We start from the raw sequence: 21,273 nt of genomic DNA, 5'->3' as shown, positions 1-21,273 counted from the left end.
AGTTCATGTACTATTCTTGCAACCTAAAATTAGGGTATCATAATGCCAAATCAATATCGTGGTGAAATTAATATAGAACTCGCTGGGAAAACATATAATTTACGTCCTACTTTCCAAGCTTTATGTGAAATAGAAAATGAAATAGGGAAAAGTTTAATCTTATTGTTAAGCAAGCTAGATGAACAAGGAATCTTAATCCAAGAACAGATAGCTATTATTAAAATAGGTATAAAACATGCGGAAAATAATAATTTGCCTGAAAATTTAGAAGAACTGATTAAGCAAAAAGATATTGCTTCTTTATTTAAGATAATATGTAAATTTTTAGAAGCAGGATTATGTATATGAGACGTTATAAGCATAGTGACAAGGGAAAAGATCTTTTTGACACCAGTAACTATAGTGCCTTAGCAGATGAATATAAGGCTTTAAAGGGATTAATAGATCATCTTTCTCCAAGCTTAGATAATATTAAACAAAAACTTATGCCTGTTAAGTCAGAACTAAAACTTACTACAGATGCAATGAATATATTAAATAAATTAGCAAAAAATTTAGCAGAAAATATTGGTCAGCAATTAGGTAATGCTGTGATTAATTCTAGTACTAACTCGTTTAGCAAATCTAATATTTTTGGTTTTCTAGAAAAGATATTAAGTAATTTTTGGAATGAAGGTAGAGCTATAGGTGGCAATATTGCAGTAGGAAAAAGTTATTTAGTAGGAGAAAAGGGGCCTGAGTTATTTACTCCCCATACAAGCGGGATAGTTACTGCAAATAATTATATGTCTTCAAAACGACAATCTATTAATGTAGTATTAAATGTTAATTCTACTGCTAATAATGGTTTTGGTAAAAACCATAACCAACAATTAAGAGAACTAACTAGGGCAATATATAATTTAAGTTTGCGCTAGATTATTATTTTTTTTCAATAGAAGATGAAGGAATAAGTATTTTTATATTAGTTGTATCTATATGTTGTTTGGCTTTCCATAAATCATATTGTTGTTGCAGATTAAGCCAATATTCCGGATTAGAATTGGCAAAGGCCTTAGATAGGCGCAGTGCCATTTCTGGACTAATACCAGAATTACCATTAATTAACGAGGATAAAGTTTTTCTAGTAATGCCAAGATATTCTGCAGATTTAGTGATGGTTAAATCTAAAGGTTCTAAATAAAACTCTTTTAATATTTCGCCAGGATGTGGGGGATTAAACATATTAAACCTCTCTAATGATAATCTAAATAGTCAACATCATAAGCGTCTCCATTTTCAAAACGAAATATAAGGCGCCAATTACCATTTATACTAACTGCCCAAAAATTGGCTTTATCACCATGTAATTTGTGTAAAGCTATTCCTGGCAGATTCATATTTCTATATATGTTGAGGCATTTAAATTTGCTAATAATAACCTCAATCTTTTTATATGATTAGGTTGTATTTTTGTGGAATCACCATTATAGAAAAAATTCTTTAACCCTTTATGTTTAAAAGTTATTATCATATTCCAACCTAATTTTCATAAGGTTATTGTAACCTATAACTACTCAAGTGTCAATATTATAGTAAATTAAAAAGAAGCTATATTATGACAAAGTCTTTAATATTTTATATAAATTGTAAAAAAAGAACTATATGGAAACTCATAAAGAATTATGGATCAAGCTATTCCTGGTAGCAGTGGGTGATCTAGGCATAGCTCCTAATCACTTTTGGAATATGACTATAAAAGAACTTAAGATATTATTAAATAACCGTGAATTGTTATACCAACCTAAGCGTATAACTCGTACCCAACTAGAAATATTACAAAAATTATTCCCTGATTATGAAAAAAGTACTTGATTATTTATAAGAAATGTTACAAAATGTAATAAAGTGTATTAGAGGTAGGTATGAAGGTTAGTAATTTTAAAGATAATATAGGTATCTTTAGTAATTATAGTGCATCATTAGTTAATTTAGCTAGTGATGAGGCTTTGCCTGCAGATAAATCTTATAATATAGATTCTGCTTCTTTGAACAATAAGCATTCAGAATTTACTCAGCAAAATAGTAATAAAAAACTTGAAGTTGATCGAGAAATTCTTCATAGAGAATATTTATTCGAGCAAACATGTGCAGATTGTGCTCACAGACAAGCACAATCTTATGTCGATAGTAACACTCATTTAAGTGATTGTTATCAAAGTATTTATGATATGTGTATGCAAGCTGTGCGTTCTTCTCTTGAAAATATTAATAAGTGTGAGCGTAAAATTTCAGGATCTTATAGACTAAACGTATAAAAGCCTTTCCAAAAAATTTGATTATAAAACTTAAACTGTTTTCACTATAGTGAGCATTAGATGAGGTCATACCCATATAAACGGGTATTTCATGAGTCTGGGACATTATTAGATTACCGCTTTTGCGTTCATGACAAAAGAGGAGTATATATTATGTATATATAGCCTCTTTTACAATTTTTTCTTTTCATTCCAATAAGTTATACATCCCTAATAAAGAGTTATATATGATAGCTAATGCTTATGATTTTAATACCCATGGTTTTATAAAAAAACTAATGCAAAATGATATTTCGGAACGACAAGCGGAAGCAATTGTTGAAGTGGTGTATGATATAAAACAAAAAATTATATCAAATGTAATAACTAAAGAGGATATTTATGAAATGACAAAGGTTATGCAGAAAGAAATTGAAAGCGTAAAACAAGAAATACAAAAGCTAGAATTACGTATGACTATAAGGCTTGGGACGATGATGGCATGTTTAATTTCGATGATAGTTACAGCCTTAAAGTTATTATAAATTATTATTCAATTTGACCATTTTTCCAGTCATAAGGATTTTTCCACTTTAATTGTTGCATGCATTTTTGGAAGGATTTATTACGATCGATTTCAAGTGCTTTATTATCGTAAATCGGCACAGAAATATAAGTAATAGTTATATTACCTTTTACATCTATAGACGTCATCATGGGAGGTATATTAGTATTGTTGACTAAACTAGAGGGGAATTCTTTTTCAGCATTGTTGGTACAAATTTTTTTATCATTATTATACAAGGTAGTACTTACCGCTGTTTCATAACGACATATATTAAGTGCTATAGAATCAGAAGATCTAATTTGTGATGCGCAGTAATTATCAATTTCTATTAAGTTAATAGTAAAATAATCAATATTACGTTGCCTTAATAAATGTTTTACATCATCCCAAGTGCGTATCATTTCAGAAGGTTCTATATATCCATATGCTCGATTTGACATAATAATTATTAATAAATGCATTAATATTATTAATAATTTAGTACTCATAAGTAAACCTTAAAAAAATAGGCAATAAATGTTTTCTCATCTTAAATTTAATATAAAATTTTTATCTTCGCCAAATATTCTGCCTGTTTCCTTAGAGGAAGCAAAATTATATTTACGAATAGAACATAACTATGATGACAATTTTATACTGAATCTAATCAGATGTACATATGATACAGCCATAAATTATACCAAACTATCATTATTTACAGGTATTTTACAAGTTACGCTGCCTAAAACTGGTATATATGTTAACCTTCCATATGGTCCTATACAGGAAATTAAATCTGTAAAAATAATTAATAATAATTCGTTCATTGAGCTGAAAAAATCTGATTACACCCTGCAGCCAGATCACAATACATTACATATTCGTGATACATACCACTCTCCTTCAGTTATAACCTATCAGGCTGGTTTTGGAGATAAGGTGCTGGATATACCTCCTGCCATACGTCAAGCCATGCTTATGCATCTTGCGGCTTTATATGATAATCGTGGAGGGGAATTATCTATGCCTGAAAGTGTAAAATTAATTTATAACTCTTATAAAAAGCTGAAAATTTAAATCATATGAAAAATCAATATAATCTTTCATCTAAGTTACGTAGTCGTATAACTATCCAAAAGTCTTATGAAATAATAGACGATAGTGGTGGAACCACAGCTAATTGGGTAGATGTAATAAAAGTTTTTGCGTATGTATTGCCTCTTGAAATACCATTATCTGCAGAACATATATATACTAATCAAATTATCACTTCTAATTATTATAAATTTATTATGCGTTATATTCCAGGGATTACTTGTAAGATGCGTGTTGTTTATAAAGAACGCTTTTTTAATATCCAAAATGTTATCAATGAGTTAGAAGAAAATAAAATATTAAAAATTATAGCGAAAGAATAATATATATTTCACTTCTCCTGTAGGCCTAATCCTTAAAAAGCCATAAGTTTTCAGTGCATGAAGGAGTATAAAATAATTGCTTTACCCACCCGTTGCCCTAGGAAACTAAAATTTTCCTAGGGTCCCTCCTGTAGGTAAGGTAAAGAAGATTTGAATTTATATACAGTAAATTAAGTCGTATTTGGGACGAGGAGCTTTGAGCTATAGCAAAGGCAATTTAAAATATTACGAGGCGTGAGGCAGAAAGCGTAGAAATACTATTGTAGGCAACGAACAACAAAGTAATATTTAAATTGCTACAGCTATAACTGCGTACGCAAGTTCAAATCAATTTACTATAAGAAGTTTTTCGCTGTTTCCCATGTAATCACACACGGGCTATTTTCACTATAGGACTGTTAACAAATTATTTATCTAATAAGAGCTAAAATATGAAAAATCCTATTATACAATGGAGTAGTGCTGTATATCAGCGATTAGCTAATTCTTCAGAATTAGAAGAATTAGGCGTAAAAGTTTTTACATATGTTCCACAAGATACGAAATATCCTTATATTTATTTAGGTGAAATGATTATCTCAGATTATTCTACCAAAACTACTAAGGGATTTAATTTAATTAATTATATTAGTATATACGCTGAAGAACGTGGTAATAAACAAGCTATTATTTTGTCACATATAGTAAAGGAATTATTAGAATCACCAGAATTAATCTTAAAATATTATACACTTGTTAGTATTAGGTTACTTAATTGTCATATTTCTACGCTCCAAGAGAGAAATATTTGCCAGTCAATATTAAAAATTAAATCTATTATAGAGGAGATATAGATATGTCAGCACAAAAAGGGGCGTTAGTATTGCTCAAAGTATTACATAATAAGGACGGTAACATTTTTGAGACTATAGGAGGAATGCGAACTACAAGATTTATATTAAATAATCAGCTGGTGGATTGTACTAATAAAATGTCCGGAGCATGGCGTGAGCTATTATCTAACGTAGGTATTAGCTCAGTAACAATTTCTGGTACAGGCATTTTTACCAATTCTCAATCAGAGCATTATATAAGATCATATGCATTTTCTAATGCAATCAAAAAATATGCTATATATTTTGGTAGTGGAGAAATTTTAATAGGTAATTTCCAAATTACTTCTTACGAACGATCTGGCAATTATAACGAAGAAGAACATTATTCGCTAACTCTAGAAAGTTCTGGTGAAGTAAAATTTAATCTAGCGAGTAAAGAAGTTCAATAAGCTCTATAAGATTTTTTATACTATTTATAAATAATTTATAAGTTTTTGTACTCTATACTGAGTAATTAATAAAATTTTAATGAGCTATGGGTTATAATACAGTATGCTTATTAATATCGACATATTAATTATTACATATTTTATTTTTTATCATTAGGTTAATTTATTTAATTAGAGGCTCATGATGAGTGCACCAGAACAAAATAACGATGGCGATCAGCCAATACCAACCAATTCTCTTTCATCCCTAGAGGCTTCATCGAATCAAATTCCTATAAGAACTGTAGAGTCTATAATGGATCAATTTTTAAATGAGCAATTACCTCATGCTAATAGTTTTATATTTAACAATCTAATAGGTGAAATACAGATTAAAGGTGAATTGCCTAAAGAAAATAAATTTTACAGTGAATATAAAAATATGGTGCATCACAAAGCAGCACTTATGATTAAGGATGTTATGAAAGCTATACTTAAGACAGAGAAAAAATGGGATAACTCTTATGAAGATTTAAATTCTAAGGAATTATACGAAAAGTTAAACGAGAAAGATCAAGCTAGATTTAAAGAATTATTCACAAAAACTGAGGATTGGACAGAGCAAACTTCTGCATTATTTGATCCTGGTAACGAAAAAGCGTTGCAAGAGCAGCTATATGTAAAAATTAAAAGGGAGTTAGTAAAAAATGCTGGATCACCTGTATATTATGCCTTTGCTTCTCAAGAAATAATAGATGCCACTCATATACTATCAGAAGAATTATATAAAGATATATCTATTCCAAATTCTGCCGGTTATGTTTTGTTAAAAAATAATGATAAAAAAAATAAAAAAGATCCTAAAGTATTAATGATATCTGATAACAAGGTGATACAAGAGTTTATTCAACAGGCATTAATAAATACATTTAACCCTGAGGCTAATATAGATTTTGTACGTGAGCCAGGAAAAATGAGAGATATTATACAAAAATCCCCAGAGAAATATAAGGAATTTGCAGGAAAAGTAAATAATATTCTTGCTGCCTATAGTGTTGTGAATAATGCAATTTCAAATATAGATAATAAATATGGAAAAAAAACTTCTCAGGAAAATTTTTATCAAATATTAAATTCTGTGATGCCTGAGATGATTAGATCTGGTATTAATTATTTACATATTAACCAGTCTGAGCTTTCTACGGAGTTAGCTAATGATTTAATTAAAAACAATTCTATACTGGCAGCTAGAAACACTCTTAAATTAGAACCAAATGCGTTAAAAAGAGTTACTCGGAGAATATCTAACTATGGCTCAAATATAGGTAGTAAATCAAAGTTTTATTATAGTATAGATAGCGGTATTGATACTGCTTCTAATTTAAGCGATCGCAGTTTGTCGAGATCTTCAAGTAGGGATAGTATGGCAAGTAGCAAAAGTCGCATTTCGGATGATGAACAAAAAATAGGTACTAAAAATAGTAAAAAGGTGCTTCCTACCTTGATACAGCCCTTTGGAGCTTCAGAAAATATTTTAGAGTATTTAATGCATAAATATGATGAATTAGCAGTTAAGGCTGAGAATGAAAATGTAAGCCCGGAAAGAAAAAGACAAAATTTATATACTTTAAATGCTGAATTATTTGAACTCGCTTCTTCTGAAGCAGAAATTATTCCTATAAATAAATTATCATCAGCGCCAGAAAAAGTGTATATAAAAGATATAGAAAATAATCCAAATGTTGTATATTCGAATATCGGAATAAATGATTCTGCTAATAGTTTAGTAATGGCTGAAACTACTGATGGTAAAATATATTTTGATGAAAAAGAAAAAGGCAGTAATAAATTTACAGGGGTTATCTTTGTTGAAAGAATCAATGCACAAACAGGTGAATTACTTGGGGCTAAAGACGTTATCTATTATAAAGAAGGTGAGGTTGTAAAATTTATTGAAGGACTTGAAGGAGCAAGCCGTTTAGGTCAAATAGAACAATTTAAACAAGCTAACCAATCACCTGCTCATGAGCATGATAATAGAATGAAATCTCCTGAGCAAATAGTTGGTGATGTAGTTAAAGAAGTATTTTCGAAAACTAAGGAAAAATTATCTGAAAATGATATAACAAAACTAACAAGGAATTTATTAAAAACACAAATTGATTATAGTGATAAAAAAGCCTTAAGTAATCAAATATCTAATGCATATGATGTCGTAGAGAAGTCTTTATATAATATAGAAACAACAAGGGGTAAAAGAATTTCTCCGATAATAATGCAGAATTCTTTGGAACAATTATTGCCTGTATTCACGAAGATGGAACCTCAGTATTTGGCAGAAAGTTCAGAGAAGATTGTAACCGAGCTTACGCAGCAACTATACCAAAACCGTAGTCTTTTTTCGACTGCTATAGGAAGTGGATTTAAAATTAATAAAAATGGATTAGAAAAAGTTGCTCAAAATATAGCCTCTTCCTATGAAAGTGAAAGTAAATTGTTTGATCAGAATAATAATTTAGTTAATACAGCGAATTCTGCTGAGCAAGATAGTAGAGGTAAACAGGAATATAAGCAGTTTAAAGTATCGACAGGCATGCAATTGAGTGAAAAAGAGCAGCAGTATGTTTTGGATAGTTTAGGACGTGATAGTGGATTAGTGGCAGATAAGCAGAAAGAGTTATTTGATAATACCTTGAAAAGTATCAAAACTCATGATTTAAGAGCTTTACAAGAAGCAGTAAATAAATCTTTCAGAGAGTCAGCAGAGAAAGGAAAAAATAATACGCAAGTACCAGAGATAAGGGCTGCAGAAGTTGAAAAACAGGCAATGCCGCTCGAAAAACCAGTAATAAATTTACCTCCTAAGTTGCCAGAAGTGCCAAGTTTATCTGAGCAAAAGACAAAGAATACATTTGCAACGATTAAAGGTAAACGTTATATGGCGCCTATGAATAATCCTAATGCGTTGCAAGAGCAACCAAGTATCAAGCCTCAAATAGCTGAGCCTAAACAACAAAATGTAAGTGATGCACCTACATTTTCTACCTTTAAACCAAATACTGAGCAACCCTCTAGGGATATAGATTATGGTAGAAATTTATCAGATTTAGCAAAAAGCGCAGCAAATGAAGAGCGTGCAGAGAAATTGGAAGAAAGAGCAGAGTATGCACAAGAACAACAAGAATATATTAGGACTCAAAATGTAAGTTCTGCACCTGCATCTCTTGTACGGAATAATACTTTTGGAAAAGATGAATATGCTCTTTCAGATATGAAACCATTTGCAGATGAAATTATGAATAAAGTAATAATACAGGCAAAAATAAGTGATAAAAATAAAGTAGAAGAATTAAAAGATTTTTTAAGAAAAGAATTAAATCAATATGTAGATAATAAAGAAAAAGATAATATCTCAAAAATAATGGATATGATGTATCTTCCTGAAATGGTAGGTAGAAAAGAAAATTTCCAACAATTTATAGCTAATGCCCTAGTAAGCATAAATAGGCAAAATAAAATACTAAGTGAAGATATGTTAGTTGATAAAATGGAATTATTTCATTCAAATTTAACCAAAGATCATATCGGTAAACAGCAATTTAATGCTAGTAGCTCTAAAAGATTAAGTGATAAAGAAATGCAATATGTTTTAGATAATCTTAATAATAAAATACTTGCAGATAACGTGATTCAAATTATTAGAGATCATAGTAACTATAATATATTTGCTCAAGAAGTAGAAAAATTAATGCAAGATCATAATATCGACCATAAAAAATATAATAATACGATTTTAAGTGCAAAAGAGTTAAAACATATCAATTTAAATGATCCTAATCAATTAGATTTATTAAAAAATACTGTAGATGTTATTAATAGTTACGATTTAAAAGGGTTAAAAAAAGCTATAAAAATGGCAGTAGTTGGAAAACAAGTAAAAGAGATCAATCGTGATATAGATCCGAGTACTGTACCTCCGCATCCAAATTCTCAACACAAGCATGAACAGAGTAGAGAATAGGATAAGCGATTATGTATTGCATTAAAATATTAATTAATATATTATACACTTTACCAACATATGATAAAATTATGGATGTATAATGAAAAATTCTAATAATAAATTTTTTGATCCATTTTCTAAGGAAGATATATCATTATTGATGCAGGTTGGTACTATTTTAAAACAAAATGGTATGAAGATGACTGATTTTGGGGATTATTTACAATCCTATTCAAAGGAAAAATTACGTTCTGAACAAGCAAAATTAGGTAAACAAAATGCTCAAAGTGTAGGTTCTCCAGAAGATAAAGGTGTAATATCTGAGGAAGTTGGGGTATCGAGGAAATCAGCTGAATTGGAGCGCTATAGTGAAGCGAAAAAGTCAGTGGATATATCAACCGCACGCAGTAAAGTTGACACTATATCTCAGACTAAAGCAAAAAGTAGTAAAGATTTAGTGTTAACGATGTCGTCTTCTTTTCAACAGACCTCTGCCCAAATTGATGCTTTATTGAAATCTTCTAATCATAATCTTTCTAAAGAAGAACTGAGTGCACTTTCAGAATTAAATATTTCTATTAAAAAACTTAATCAGGATTTAGATGAATTAGCACAAAAATCTGAAATGAAGATTCAACAAGAATTGGAAGGTACTCGTCAATTAAAAGAACATGAAGAAAAGCGTAAAGGATTCATGGATCGTATAAAGGAAGGTGGAAAAGAGATAGCTGATACTCTTGCTTCATTATTATTACCAGAAGCGTGGTATGAGAAAGCAAAAGAAAGAGAAAACGAGCTATCAGCGCAAGCAAAGGGTGAGCATAAACAAATTAAGGAGTCAAAACAAGAAGTAAAAAATGAAAAACTTTCTGAGGAAAAAGATAATAATAAAGAAAATGAAGTTAAAGAAGCTAAACGTAATGAAATAAATCCTCAAACTAAACAAGAAGTGGAATCTATTATAAAATCTTTAAGAGAACAACAGCAGATAGGGCAAATTACTCCTTCAGTACCTATTACTAAAGATCAAGAAAAAAAGAGAAACGAAAATTTTTCTCAAGAAATTATTCCGAGCAAAACTAAGAATTAAGGTATTAATGAAATTATTAATGTTATATTAATAATTTTGCTGTAATATCAAAAAATATGGGCATAATCTACTATTATTTGGGGTGATATATTATGGACAAAGAGAATGAGAATGAAGGCTCTCAGCTTTATAATGATCTTGGTAGTCAAAATTTAATTAACCAGACTGAAGAAGCGAAAAAGAAAAAAGATGAAATTATTGCTCCTGCATCAACCTTAACGCAGACTTATATGGTTGATGATTCTAAGTTAGAAGAGTTAATGGAAAAATATAAAATGGAATTAAGTGCTCTATCTAGCATGGGCGGAGAGAAAGATATTATTTCCATAGATAAGTTAAATAAAAAACTATTTGATGATATAACACAAGTAGGGACTTTATTACCCATTTCTAAAATTAGTAAAGCTCCAGATGGTACACATATTTCTGATTTAGCAGATAAGAGTGATGTAACCTATTCTCGTATAGGTGGAGAAAATGGTAATAATCTTACTATGGCCGAAACAAAGGATGGAAAAATATATTTTGATGAAAAAGAAAAGGGAAATAATAAGTTTACAGGTGTAGTTTTTGTTGACCGAGTCGATCCTAAGACAGGCGCTTTATTGCCCTCTAAAGATACCATTCGTTATAAAGATGGACAAGTAGTGGATTTTATAGAAGGAATAGGAGGAAATAGTCGACTAGGACAGCTAGAACAATTCATAGAATCTGCAAGTAAATTTAGAACTATGGAACGTACACAAGAAATTAAAGAAGAACTTGCAGAAAATGTAGCTAGACGTAATACCCAAAATCAGGATAGGGGTACAGCTATGCGAGATCAGCATGATCAGGGAATTGGTTCTGATACGGTTGATTCTTCTCGTCGTACACCTCCACCCTTGCCTCCTCGTCCTGGACGACAGAGTCAAGAGCAGCAACAACCTTCACCAATAGCAGATGCAGCGGCACAAATGCAAGCTAAAAGGGGTGGTAAGAGTGTAGAAGAGAGGATAGAGGAGTTAAGGAGGCAATCACGAGTAGGGCAACAAAATGCTCAGCAGCCTGGCGCACAAGAGCTTGCCGATAGAGCAGCCGCAATGACAAACCGTTATCAGGATAAAACTCCTGAGCAGATAGATCAAGAAATTATGGGTAGTCGTGGTAAACCAGCAGTGGGTCCTACTAATGCTCCTGCCCAAGAGCTTGCAGATAAGGCAGCCGCAATGACAAGCCGTTATCAAGATAAAACACCTGAACAGATAGACCAAGAAATTATGGGTAATCGTGGCAAATCTGGGGTAAGTAGCCCTACACCAGAGCCAGTTTCTTCAGTTCCTAATCAAAATATAGTTAACCAAGGACCAAATGCTGGGCAGTCTGGCGCACAAGAGCTTGCCGATAGAGCAGCCGCAATGACAAGCCGTTATCAGGATCAAACTCCTGAACAGATAGATCAAGAAATTACGGGTAGTCGTGGTAAACCAGCAGTAGGTCCTACTAATGCTCCTGCCCAAGAGCTTGCAGATAAGGCAGCCGCAATGACAAGCCGTTATCAAGATAAAACACCTGAGCAGATAGACCAAGAAATTACGGGTAGTCGTGGTAAACCAGCAGTAGGTCCTACTAATGCTCCTGCCCAAGAGCTTGCCGATAGAGCAGCAGCAATGACAAGCCGTTATCAAGATAAAACACCTGAACAGATAGACCAAGAAATTATGGGTAATCGTGGCAAATCTGGGGTAAGTAGCCCTACACCAGAGCCAGTTTCTTCAGTTCCTAATCAAAATATAGTTAACCAAGGACCAAATGCTGGGCAGTCTGGCGCACAAGAGCTTGCCGATAGAGCAGCCGCAATGACAAGCCGTTATCAGGATCAAACTCCTGAACAGATAGATCAAGAAATTACGGGTAGTCGTGGTAAACCAGCAGTAGGTCCCACTGCTGCTCCTGCCCAAGAGCTTGCAGATAAGGCAGCCGCAATGACAAGCCGTTATCAAGATAAAACACCTGAGCAGATAGACCAAGAAATTACGGGTAGTCGTGGTAAACCAGCAGTAGGTCCTACTAATGCTCCTGCCCAAGAGCTTGCCGATAGAGCAGCCGCAATGACAAGCCGTTATCAAGATAAAACACCTGAACAGATAGACCAAGAAATTATGGGTAATCGTGGCAAATCTGGGGTAAGTAGCCCTACACCAGAGCCAGTTTCTTCAGTTCCTAATCAAAATATAGTTAACCAAGGACCAAATGCTGGGCAGTCTGGCGCACAAGAGCTTGCCGATAGAGCAGCCGCAATGACAAGCCGTTATCAGGATAAAACACCTGAGCAGATAGATCAAGAAATTACGGGTAGTCGTGGTAAACCAGCAGTAGGTCCCACTGCTGCTCCTGCCCAAGAGCTTGCAGATAAGGCAGCCGCAATGACAAGCCGTTATCAAGATAAAACACCTGAGCAGATAGATCAAGAAATTACGGGTAGTCGTGGTAAACCAGCAGTAGGTCCCACTGCTGCTCCTGCCCAAGAGCTTGCAGATAAGGCAGCCGCAATGACAAGCCGTTATCAAGATAAAACACCTGAGCAGATAGATCAAGAAATTACGGGTAGTCGTGGTAAACCAGCAGTAGGTCCCACTGCTGCTCCTGCCCAAGAGCTTGCAGATAAGGCAGCCGCAATGACAAGCCGTTATCAAGATAAAACACCTGAGCAGATAGATCAAGAAATTACGGGTAGTCGTGGTAAACCAGCAGTAGGTCCTACTAATGCTCCTGCCCAAGAGCTTGCAGATAAGGCAGCCGCAATGACAAACCGTTATCAGGATAAAACTCCTGAGCAGATAGATCAAGAAATTACGGGTAGTCGTGGTAAACCAGCAGTAGGTCCCACTGCTGCTCCTGCCCAAGAGCTTGCAGATAAGGCAGCCGCAATGACAAGCCGTTATCAGGATCAAACTCCTGAGCAGATAGATCAAGAAATTACGGGTAGTCGTGGTAAACCAGCAGTAGGTCCTACTAATGCTCCTGCCCAAGAGCTTGCAGATAAGGCAGCCGCAATGACAAGCCGTTATCAAGATAAAACACCTGAGCAGATAGATCAAGAAATTACGGGTAGTCGTGGTAAACCAGCAGTAGGTCCTACTAATGCTCCTGCCCAAGAGCTTGCAGATAAGGCAGCCGCAATGACAAACCGTTATCAGGATAAAACTCCTGAGCAGATAGATCAAGAAATTACGGGTAGTCGTGGTAAACCAGCAGTAGGTCCCACTGCTGCTCCTGCCCAAGAGCTTGCAGATAAGGCAGCCGCAATGACAAGCCGTTATCAGGATCAAACTCCTGAGCAGATAGATCAAGAAATTACGGGTAGTCGTGGTAAACCAGCAGTAGGTCCTACTAATGCTCCTGCCCAAGAGCTTGCAGATAAGGCAGCCGCAATGACAAGCCGTTATCAAGATAAAACACCTGAGCAGATAGATCAAGAAATTACGGGTAGTCGTGGTAAACCAGCAGTAGGTCCTACTAATGCTCCTGCCCAAGAGCTTGCAGATAAGGCAGCCGCAATGACAAACCGTTATCAGGATAAAACTCCTGAGCAGATAGATCAAGAAATTATGGGTAGTCGTGGTAAACCAGCAGTAGGTCCCACTGCTGCTCCTGCCCAAGAGCTTGCAGATAAGGCAGCCGCAATGACAAACCGTTATCAGGATAAAACTCCTGAGCAGATAGATCAAGAAATTATGGGTAGTCGTGGTAAACCAGCAGTGGGTCCTACTAATGCTCCTGCCCAAGAGCTTGCAGATAAGGCAGCAGCAATGACAAGCCGTTATCAAGATAAAACACCTGAACAGATAGACCAAGAAATTATGGGTAATCGTGGCAAATCTGGGGTAAGTAGCCCTACACCAGAGCCAGTTTCTTCAGTTCCTAATCAAAATATAGTTAACCAAGGACCAAATGCTGGGCAGTCTGGCGCACAAGAGCTTGCCGATAGAGCAGCCGCAATGACAAGCCGTTATCAGGATCAAACTCCTGAACAGATAGATCAAGAAATTACAGGTAGTCGTGGTAAAGAACAAAAGAATACCTATGATCCTAGTAAAGCAGACTTTGCTGAAAAGAAAGCATATTTTGAAGGTCAAGATGCGCAAAAATTAGAGCAAGATTTATCTCGTAAAATTACTACAAAAGATAAAGATAATATAGATGAAGTACTTAGAAATCAGTTTAAAAACGCGAGCCAGGAAGCTACTAAAGGAACAGGTATCAAGAATCAGAGTCAGGAAAACAGCACAGGTCATGAGCAAGATCAAAAATCATTAGTTAAGCAAAGGATAGAGTATTATGAAAATCTCTCTAAACCTATAACTCCTAATGCCAAACCACCTTCACCAGGAGTAAGTAAATGATTAAATATTGACCATAGCATTTTTATAACATATTTTTATATATAGTTTTTTAATGATATGTAAATGATATTTAAAAGTAGGTTGGTATGGCCGAAAATACAGAAATTCAAGAGCAAGCAAAATTAATGAGAGAAGCTTTAGAAAAACAAGCTCCGACTGAAAAAGGGGGAGGGGATTTAGGTAATTTAGTCTCTCCCAAAACACCCGCTATTTCTAATAATAAAGGACAATCTTATTCTAGATAGTTATATATTAAAAGAATTGTAAGGTAGAGTATATATAAGATATACTCTTTTTTGCATTATCGCATCCCTTTTTATCATTACCGCCTTTTTTTTCTTTATCTCTTCCACATAGCAATTCCGCGCGGGTATGACATCATTTCTTGCTCATTACTTACATTCCAATAAAAATATTATTAATAATATAATAATTGAAGAGATTATGATATATTAGGGCAATCTTTTAGAAGAACTTAAGTGAAAATACATCAAAGAGGCAGGAGGGTATTTCAATGAAGAAGTTTTTAATAGTTCTAGCCATACTAATTTCATATTTATTTGCTAAAGATTGGCTGGATGATAGGCCTTTTAAATTTGAACGATATAAAGATGATAAACAATTTGATGCAGCTTTAATCAAGCAATTTCCTTTAGGTTCAGATATGAAGGAGATGATAAAATTATTTGAGCAATCTGGTGCTGAATGTGCAGATAGATCGCATGAAGAAGATAAGCCGAAAGAATATCAAAAATATGATATATATTATTGGTGTAAATATAATAGTGATTGGCTGAGTTTTGATCCTCTGGGAGTATATGAAATATGGTTTTTAGGGGATAAAAATTATAAGTTAATGCATATATCTGGTTCAACATATCCAGCATTTGTTATTTAATTATTTATAAAGAGGAGAAAAATATGACATCAGCAACAATTGAAATTTTTGTAAGGCCTGTAGAGAGGACATTTGGTTTAGCTCAACATATCTATATTGTGAGCGCAGATAGCCAAGATCATAAAAAGATTTTAAGAGCAGGACCTGAAACTAATATAAAAACTGCTATGTTTACGGATGACCTGAAAGTAGTTTATCTACCTTATATAGAAGCAAATAAAGATTTGTTTAAAGGTGACTTTGATCCTAAAAATAAGGTAAAAATTTATACCATCACCGGCACAGATGCTGAAATAAAGGCCAAGATGGATAAGATGTGGGAGATTGGCAAGCAAGTAAATGATAATAATTTGGATTATAAATTGCCTTCCAGCGTACTTGGTTGTCCTGAGTCAATTTGTCATGTACAAAATAGTAATATGGCAGCTAATTTAATGGCAAAAGCTATTGAGGTAGATCTAAAGCCAGTCTTAGAGGAAAAGAAACTATGGGCACCTGGTATTGAGGGAGATTTTGCTCATACTATAATGGATAGAGTGACTAATGGCTATGTAGATGGACTTACAATTATGCAGGGAGCTTTAGAAGCTAAAGCACAAAATACTAATTTAGGTTTAGGTGCTATTATAAGACAAAGTAAAGAGAAATTAGAGCAGTTTCGTTCTCATAAGCAAGAATATTCTGCTGCAGAAGAATATGCTAAATTCAGCCAGTTGATTGAGGATTTAGATCTTGGTTTTAGTTTAGATAGTGCAAAGGCTTCTAAATATAAAATACATGCTTTAGATAAAGATTATTATGGTAATACTCCTGTCGAAGTTTTTAATCAATATATCTCTGAATATCATAATAAGGTAATATCAGAAGGTGGTCTTAATAGCTATAAGTGGGCTGTACAAGATTCTGATCAAGCTAGAGTTTATTATCAAGTTAAAGCTATTCGTGCAGATAATAGTAACTATAAGATTAATGAATTTATGGTTATAAATAAGAATTCTTATTATGATCCAAACTATGTTACTCTGGTTGCCAATCAATGTCATAGTTTATCTGAATTTAGAGTTTCATCTTCGCCTTTACATGAGAAACTAGATGAGATTTGTAGTTTTGCAGGTGTATAGTAAAAACAGTTGAAGTTTGATACAAGGAATGAGGAGCAAAGCCTACTAATTGCTAGGTGAGCAACGAATGACGCCGTATGCAAATTCAAATGTTTTTACTATAGACCATACTCCAGGTTATATTGAATAAAATAGGTGGAGTTTGATGTGACAACGTTCCAAATAACAAATTAAAAAGCTTATATAGTATATTCAATTAATAAGATTCTAATTTATGGTTATTAGATACCTTTATCATTGTTATGCGCATGTGAATTGGCAGATGGTGTTGTATAGTAAATTAAGTTGATAAAGACATGATATATGATATATTAAAAAGCTCATAAACCCAAAACAGTAGAAGCAATGGCATATTCCTTAGATTTACGTAAAAAAGTAATTCACTATGTTAATAAAGGTTATACCAGAGAAGAAGCTGCAAGAATTTTTGGCATAGGTGAAAGAACAATTTATAGATGGTTATCGAGATCGAAATCCGGGAATTTAGCAGCCACACGAGCAGCTAAGCCATGGAAGAAGCTTGATCCAATCAAATTATTAAACGAGGTGTCTAAAAACAGCAATTGGCTATTATCTGATTTTGCAAAGGTTTTTAATGTGTCTACAGCTGCTATCTGTTTGGCATTCAAGACTTTGGGGATCACACGAAAAAAAAGACCACACTCTATCGTGAACGGGATGAAGCAAAACGGCAATTATTTTTGGCAGCTATCGCAAACTATAAAGCGGAAGATATAGTTTATATTGATGAGAGTGGAATTGATAGCTATTTGTACTATTCTTGGGGATACAGTCTCAGAGGAAGTAAAGTTTATGGTGATATCTCAGGTAAAAAACATGATTGAGAAAGCTTTATTGCAGGTAAGGTTGGGAAGAAAATTATTGCGCCAATGTGTTTCAAGGGCACATGTAATACAGAAGTTTTTAACGAGTGGGTTAGTCAGTGTTTGGTGCCCGAACTAAGATTTGGTCAAGTTGTAATACTTGATAATGCAACGTTCCATAAGTCAGCTAGAACTAGGAATTTAATAGAAGATATAGGCTGTAAACTTTTATTCTTACCACCTTACTCTCCTGATCTCAACCCAATTGAAAAATATTGGGCTCATTTAAAAGCTAAAATCAAACCTATCATTACTAATTTTAATAACCTTAGCGATGCTATTGATTATGGCTTCTCTATGCCATTCTCAACTTAATTGACTATAAATCAGGTTATAGGAAATTCATATTCATTAAGTTGTCGGGCTAATTTTGGTGATAAATACTGTAAAATGAATAAAGATAATTTTTCTTACCAAGGAATAGTAGGTGAAGCGTTAAGTAATAATCAATTTACTGATCCTATTTCTCATTACCATGAAAATTATTTTAAATATGGGGAATTAAAGTTTATTAGTGGTAATAATATAGGGTTATCTAGGGAAATTAAAGAATATAAAGCTGGAGAAATTATTACTGTTTTACCCTTTCCCTATGATATAAAAACAGGAGATCATTATAAAATAACTGCAGGATGTGATAAAACATTCCAGACATGCTGTAAGCTTTATAATAATGCTATAAATTTTAGAGGAGAACCACATTTGCCTGGTACCGGACAAATCTTAAAAACAGCTGGTACAACAGAATTTTGAGGTATAATATGAAATTATCAGATCAAATTATTGAAGAAGCAAGAAGTTGGTTAGGTACAAAATTTCATCATCAAGGACGTTTAAAAAAATCTAAAGATAACTGTGGTGGTTGCGATTGTATAGGTTTAATAATAGGGATAGCTGCCAAATTTAAATTGTTATCTAAGCAATCCGATAATTTGTTGCTTAAAGATTGTGATAATACATCCTATCCCAAAATACCTAACGGAACAAGTTTATATACTAAGCTATCTTTGCATTTGCAAGAAATAGAAATTAATCAATTACAGTACGCAGATATATTGTTATTTAATTTTAATGATAATCCACAGCACGTGGCATTAGTAAGTAATTATATAACATATAATAATGACCAAATATTTAGTATTATTCATGCCTATATTAAAGCAAGAAAAGTGGTAGAACATCGTTTAGACACAATATGGAAAAAGCGGATTACAGCCGTATTTAGATTTAGAGAACTATATTAGGTTTATTTGAGGGTATCCAGTTTGTATTTCAATGTTTTAATTTCACTTGAAAGCTTGTATATAGCGAAGTAAAAGTTTATAAAAAGCGTCTTTAATTAATAATTAATGATTAAGATATGTATAATAAAATTCCTAAGTTATGTCCACCTAATTTGGTAAAAGAGCTGTTTTTAAAAGCTTTTGAGGGAAAATTATAGTTTAATTTGTAATAATAGCGGGTCCTAAAGTTATTAATTCAGCTCTCTAAAAAGAGCTTGTTGTATAGTTAGCGAATAGAACAGTATATAACTTCTACCTTGTAAGAATCCGCAGAAAACTTTAAATTTTGAGTGAAAGAAGAAAATATTAAATAAATTATACCTGCTGAGTCCTAACCTTACGAAATCAAAGATTTTCAAGGATAGCTCCTCTAGGTTCTGTGAAGTTTTCTAAAAAATATGGTTTTTAGCAAATTTTTGAGCGAAAAAATAGCTTTTATTCGAAGGAATATTAATATATTTCAAGCAATAAAAGCTTTTTTTGCAGCCAAAAAGTGCTAAGAAAACAGTTGTTGAGAAACCTTCACAGAACCTAAGGAAATGTAAAAAACTATATATACTACACTATAGTAAATTAAGAATTAAGTTGTATTCGGGACTAGGTCAAATAGAGCGAAGGCTACAAAAATAGTAGTTTCAAATGAAGATGCATATGTCGTCATTCGTCGCTCTCCTAGCAATTAGTAGGCGTAGGCTCCTCCCTAAGTCATTCCATTTGAAACTACTATAGTAGAAGAGCTTTGAGCTATAGCAAAGGCAATTTAAAATAATACGAGGCGTGAGGCAGAAAGCGTAGAAATACTATTTTAGGCAACGAACAACAAAGTAATATTTAAACTGCCACAGCTATAACTGCGTCCCGGATTCAAATCAAATTACTATAATTCTAAGGATAGATAGTAATTTAATATACTTCTTATCTTCTAACTTTTGGTTTAATGTTTAATTTTCTCATATATTGTCTAATTTGTGGTAATGCTGCTTCGGCAGCTTGTTTACCAGCTTTATAAATTGCCTCACGATTGCTATCATCAAACATACCATAGCCAGTTAAAGTAGGTAAAATTTCAACATCTGCCAATTTTGATTGTATATCTGAAAGTTCATGATAGAGAATATGGATAGCATGATAAGTTAAAAAAAGTAAATTAGATTCTAGCTCCTTAGCAGGTGGTACACTGATATTTACTGCGATGGTGAATTTAGGAGAGAATTTTTTAGCAACTTTGACTGGAACAGGATCGGTAAATCCTCCATCTACTAAAACCTTGTCATAGAGTTTTAATGGTGAGAAAATTGGTAATAATGCAGAAGAGGCATGTACGGCTGGTACAATAGGTCCGCTATCTAAAATATAGGTTTGATTATTAATTGCATCTGTGGTGACAATTATTAGAGGAATTTTTAGATGTTCTATATTTTTAGTTTTTATATTATTAATTAAGAATTTTTCAAGCCCTATGCCTGAAACTGGTCCAGTCAAGCTAGTAAAAATTTTTAAGGTGTCTATATAAGAATAATCTAGAATTTCACTTCTTTTAGCACTCATTAATTTAGCTTTAAGTAAAATATAATCAGGATTATCAGCATACATAGCTCCCACAATGCTACCGCTACTGGTTCCTACAATAAGATCTATCGGTATATTATTTTTTTCTAAAACTTCAAGCACACCAGCATGTGCAAGGCCTTTTGCCCCTCCTCCACCTAAAACTAATGCTATACCTATATCTTTTTTTGGTTCTACAATGGGAGGACGTGGAGGGGTAGGCACTAGCGTAACAGGTTTAACTGCACATGCATTAAGTAATATAATCAAAGCAATGGTTATAAAAGATTTTAGCATTTTTCCTCAAGATAATATGCGGTACTGATCGTAGGTTAATTTAGCAGAAATTATAATTTTGTCAGTTGATATAAATAATTATTTCAACCTAAAACGTCAAATAAAAATAGATAGTGATAAAATTCTATCATAGTGCGCGAGGTAAAGGAGGCAGGAAATAGATCCTTCACTTCTCCACATGCAAAAATGCCTGGAAGGGGGATAATTAGCTGCATATAGCCTAAGATATTACTCTTAAATTAAAATAATTTTCTAAATTTTTAAATTATATAAAGGTTAA

General features: G+C 33.2%; 21 protein-coding genes and 1 pseudogene. 18 read left to right on the top strand and 4 right to left on the bottom strand.

The genetic code is table 11. The features are described from left to right. The first annotated feature begins 42 nt into the window (after positions 1–42). Complete coding sequence (locus NOVO_00465; protein ID AIL64503.1) at positions 43–348, top strand: hypothetical protein; 306 nt, start codon at positions 43–45, stop codon at positions 346–348. Further along, entirely contained in the window at positions 345–917 is a 573-nt protein-coding gene (locus tag NOVO_00460) for a hypothetical protein (GenBank protein AIL64502.1), read from the top strand. Before NOVO_00465 ends, NOVO_00460 begins: the two co-directional genes overlap by 4 nt. 4 nt (positions 918–921) lie before the next feature. Here the strand turns inward: NOVO_00460 and ybaQ are convergent, their stop codons facing one another. Both ybaQ and NOVO_00445 read right to left on the bottom strand, forming a co-directional pair. Then, a complete protein-coding gene (gene ybaQ, locus NOVO_00455; protein ID AIL64501.1) occupies positions 922–1,224 on the bottom strand; it encodes a putative HTH-type transcriptional regulator ybaQ in 303 nt (100 codons plus the stop codon). Positions 1,225–1,235: 11 nt separating this feature from the next. Beyond that, positions 1,236–1,513: pseudogene (locus tag NOVO_00445) on the bottom strand (pseudogene for Plasmid maintenance system killer protein). A gap of 131 nt (positions 1,514–1,644) precedes the next feature. On the opposite strand from NOVO_00445, the gene NOVO_00440 reads away from it, so the two are divergent. The 3 genes from NOVO_00440 (at position 1,645) to NOVO_00430 (ending at position 2,821) form a co-directional block, all read left to right on the top strand. Continuing rightward, a complete protein-coding gene (locus tag NOVO_00440; protein ID AIL64498.1) occupies positions 1,645–1,854 on the top strand; it encodes a hypothetical protein in 210 nt (69 codons plus the stop codon). Positions 1,855–1,904: 50 nt separating this feature from the next. Beyond that, complete coding sequence (locus tag NOVO_00435; GenBank protein AIL64497.1) at positions 1,905–2,297, top strand: hypothetical protein; 393 nt, start codon at positions 1,905–1,907, stop codon at positions 2,295–2,297. A gap of 227 nt (positions 2,298–2,524) precedes the next feature. Continuing rightward, positions 2,525–2,821: a hypothetical protein gene (locus NOVO_00430; protein ID AIL64496.1), complete on the top strand. Its 297-nt coding sequence runs from the start codon at positions 2,525–2,527 to the stop codon at positions 2,819–2,821. 4 nt (positions 2,822–2,825) lie between these two features. Here NOVO_00430 and NOVO_00425 read toward each other — a convergent pair whose 3' ends face one another. Then, the gene (locus tag NOVO_00425) at positions 2,826–3,332 is read right to left on the bottom strand and encodes a hypothetical protein (GenBank protein AIL64495.1); all 507 of its coding nucleotides are present in this window, start codon (positions 3,330–3,332) and stop codon (positions 2,826–2,828) included. 28 nt (positions 3,333–3,360) lie between these two features. Here NOVO_00425 and NOVO_00420 point away from each other — a divergent pair, with 28 nt between their 5' ends. The 13 genes from NOVO_00420 to NOVO_00355 all read left to right on the top strand — a co-directional run bounded on the left by NOVO_00420 (position 3,361) and on the right by NOVO_00355 (position 19,109). Continuing rightward, the gene (locus NOVO_00420) at positions 3,361–3,900 is read left to right on the top strand and encodes a Phage gp6-like head-tail connector protein (protein ID AIL64494.1); all 540 of its coding nucleotides are present in this window, start codon (positions 3,361–3,363) and stop codon (positions 3,898–3,900) included. Between the two features lie 5 nt (positions 3,901–3,905). Next, positions 3,906–4,241, top strand: coding sequence for a Bacteriophage head-tail adaptor (locus NOVO_00415; protein AIL64493.1), 336 nt, complete (start codon positions 3,906–3,908; stop codon positions 4,239–4,241). Between the two features lie 431 nt (positions 4,242–4,672). Next, positions 4,673–5,074: a hypothetical protein gene (locus NOVO_00410; GenBank protein ID AIL64492.1), complete on the top strand. Its 402-nt coding sequence runs from the start codon at positions 4,673–4,675 to the stop codon at positions 5,072–5,074. A gap of 2 nt (positions 5,075–5,076) precedes the next feature. Next, positions 5,077–5,505: a Phage major tail protein 2 gene (locus NOVO_00405; GenBank protein ID AIL64491.1), complete on the top strand. Its 429-nt coding sequence runs from the start codon at positions 5,077–5,079 to the stop codon at positions 5,503–5,505. A 184-nt stretch (positions 5,506–5,689) separates the two neighbouring features. Beyond that, on the top strand, positions 5,690–9,505 hold the full coding sequence (locus NOVO_00400) for a hypothetical protein (protein ID AIL64490.1): 3,816 nt from the start codon (positions 5,690–5,692) through the stop codon (positions 9,503–9,505). A gap of 82 nt (positions 9,506–9,587) precedes the next feature. Beyond that, complete coding sequence (locus NOVO_00395; GenBank protein ID AIL64489.1) at positions 9,588–10,577, top strand: hypothetical protein; 990 nt, start codon at positions 9,588–9,590, stop codon at positions 10,575–10,577. Between the two features lie 92 nt (positions 10,578–10,669). Beyond that, positions 10,670–14,962, top strand: a complete 4,293-nt coding sequence (locus NOVO_00390) for a hypothetical protein (protein ID AIL64488.2) — start codon at positions 10,670–10,672, stop codon at positions 14,960–14,962. 514 nt (positions 14,963–15,476) lie between these two features. Then, the gene (locus tag NOVO_00380) at positions 15,477–15,860 is read left to right on the top strand and encodes a hypothetical protein (GenBank protein AIL64487.1); all 384 of its coding nucleotides are present in this window, start codon (positions 15,477–15,479) and stop codon (positions 15,858–15,860) included. A gap of 23 nt (positions 15,861–15,883) precedes the next feature. Further along, a complete protein-coding gene (locus NOVO_00375; GenBank protein ID AIL64486.1) occupies positions 15,884–16,981 on the top strand; it encodes a hypothetical protein in 1,098 nt (365 codons plus the stop codon). Between the two features lie 345 nt (positions 16,982–17,326). Beyond that, positions 17,327–17,719, top strand: a complete 393-nt coding sequence (locus NOVO_00370) for a Transposase (GenBank protein AIL64485.1) — start codon at positions 17,327–17,329, stop codon at positions 17,717–17,719. 152 nt (positions 17,720–17,871) lie between these two features. Next, a complete protein-coding gene (locus NOVO_00365; GenBank protein AIL64484.1) occupies positions 17,872–18,180 on the top strand; it encodes a hypothetical protein in 309 nt (102 codons plus the stop codon). Positions 18,181–18,255: 75 nt separating this feature from the next. After that, the gene (locus tag NOVO_00360) at positions 18,256–18,618 is read left to right on the top strand and encodes a hypothetical protein (protein ID AIL64483.1); all 363 of its coding nucleotides are present in this window, start codon (positions 18,256–18,258) and stop codon (positions 18,616–18,618) included. A gap of 8 nt (positions 18,619–18,626) precedes the next feature. After that, the gene (locus tag NOVO_00355; protein AIL64482.1) at positions 18,627–19,109 is read left to right on the top strand and encodes a hypothetical protein; all 483 of its coding nucleotides are present in this window, start codon (positions 18,627–18,629) and stop codon (positions 19,107–19,109) included. Between the two features lie 954 nt (positions 19,110–20,063). On the opposite strand, the gene NOVO_00350 is transcribed toward NOVO_00355, so the two are convergent. Beyond that, positions 20,064–20,993, bottom strand: a complete 930-nt coding sequence (locus tag NOVO_00350; GenBank protein AIL64481.1) for a Patatin-like phospholipase protein — start codon at positions 20,991–20,993, stop codon at positions 20,064–20,066. Positions 20,994–21,273: the final 280 nt, after the last annotated feature.

This window comes from Rickettsiales bacterium Ac37b (assembly GCA_000746585.2).
Lineage (GTDB): Bacteria > Pseudomonadota > Alphaproteobacteria > Rickettsiales > Arcanibacteraceae > Ac37b.
The sequence above is the reverse complement of the archived record's forward strand: the minus strand, read 5'-3'. Positions and strand labels throughout refer to the sequence as shown.

What these genes read in the sequence shown, in the direction of transcription:
- NOVO_00370 (AIL64485.1), top strand. Translation starts at nt 17,327, where the DNA reads ATGGCATATTCCTTAGATTTACGTAAAAAAGTAATTCACTATGTTAAT.
- NOVO_00375 (AIL64486.1), top strand. Translation starts at nt 15,884, where the DNA reads ATGACATCAGCAACAATTGAAATTTTTGTAAGGCCTGTAGAGAGGACA.
- NOVO_00425 (AIL64495.1), bottom strand. Translation starts at nt 3,332, where the DNA reads ATGAGTACTAAATTATTAATAATATTAATGCATTTATTAATAATTATT.
- NOVO_00420 (AIL64494.1), top strand. Translation starts at nt 3,361, where the DNA reads ATGTTTTCTCATCTTAAATTTAATATAAAATTTTTATCTTCGCCAAAT.
- NOVO_00415 (AIL64493.1), top strand. Translation starts at nt 3,906, where the DNA reads ATGAAAAATCAATATAATCTTTCATCTAAGTTACGTAGTCGTATAACT.
- NOVO_00390 (AIL64488.2), top strand. Translation starts at nt 10,670, where the DNA reads ATGGACAAAGAGAATGAGAATGAAGGCTCTCAGCTTTATAATGATCTT.
- NOVO_00405 (AIL64491.1), top strand. Translation starts at nt 5,077, where the DNA reads ATGTCAGCACAAAAAGGGGCGTTAGTATTGCTCAAAGTATTACATAAT.
- NOVO_00365 (AIL64484.1), top strand. Translation starts at nt 17,872, where the DNA reads ATGTGTTTCAAGGGCACATGTAATACAGAAGTTTTTAACGAGTGGGTT.
- NOVO_00435 (AIL64497.1), top strand. Translation starts at nt 1,905, where the DNA reads ATGAAGGTTAGTAATTTTAAAGATAATATAGGTATCTTTAGTAATTAT.
- NOVO_00400 (AIL64490.1), top strand. Translation starts at nt 5,690, where the DNA reads ATGAGTGCACCAGAACAAAATAACGATGGCGATCAGCCAATACCAACC.
- NOVO_00430 (AIL64496.1), top strand. Translation starts at nt 2,525, where the DNA reads ATGATAGCTAATGCTTATGATTTTAATACCCATGGTTTTATAAAAAAA.
- ybaQ (AIL64501.1), bottom strand. Translation starts at nt 1,224, where the DNA reads ATGTTTAATCCCCCACATCCTGGCGAAATATTAAAAGAGTTTTATTTA.
- NOVO_00350 (AIL64481.1), bottom strand. Translation starts at nt 20,993, where the DNA reads ATGCTAAAATCTTTTATAACCATTGCTTTGATTATATTACTTAATGCA.
- NOVO_00440 (AIL64498.1), top strand. Translation starts at nt 1,645, where the DNA reads ATGGAAACTCATAAAGAATTATGGATCAAGCTATTCCTGGTAGCAGTG.
- NOVO_00460 (AIL64502.1), top strand. Translation starts at nt 345, where the DNA reads ATGAGACGTTATAAGCATAGTGACAAGGGAAAAGATCTTTTTGACACC.
- NOVO_00465 (AIL64503.1), top strand. Translation starts at nt 43, where the DNA reads ATGCCAAATCAATATCGTGGTGAAATTAATATAGAACTCGCTGGGAAA.
- NOVO_00360 (AIL64483.1), top strand. Translation starts at nt 18,256, where the DNA reads ATGAATAAAGATAATTTTTCTTACCAAGGAATAGTAGGTGAAGCGTTA.
- NOVO_00380 (AIL64487.1), top strand. Translation starts at nt 15,477, where the DNA reads ATGAAGAAGTTTTTAATAGTTCTAGCCATACTAATTTCATATTTATTT.
- NOVO_00355 (AIL64482.1), top strand. Translation starts at nt 18,627, where the DNA reads ATGAAATTATCAGATCAAATTATTGAAGAAGCAAGAAGTTGGTTAGGT.
- NOVO_00395 (AIL64489.1), top strand. Translation starts at nt 9,588, where the DNA reads ATGAAAAATTCTAATAATAAATTTTTTGATCCATTTTCTAAGGAAGAT.
- NOVO_00410 (AIL64492.1), top strand. Translation starts at nt 4,673, where the DNA reads ATGAAAAATCCTATTATACAATGGAGTAGTGCTGTATATCAGCGATTA.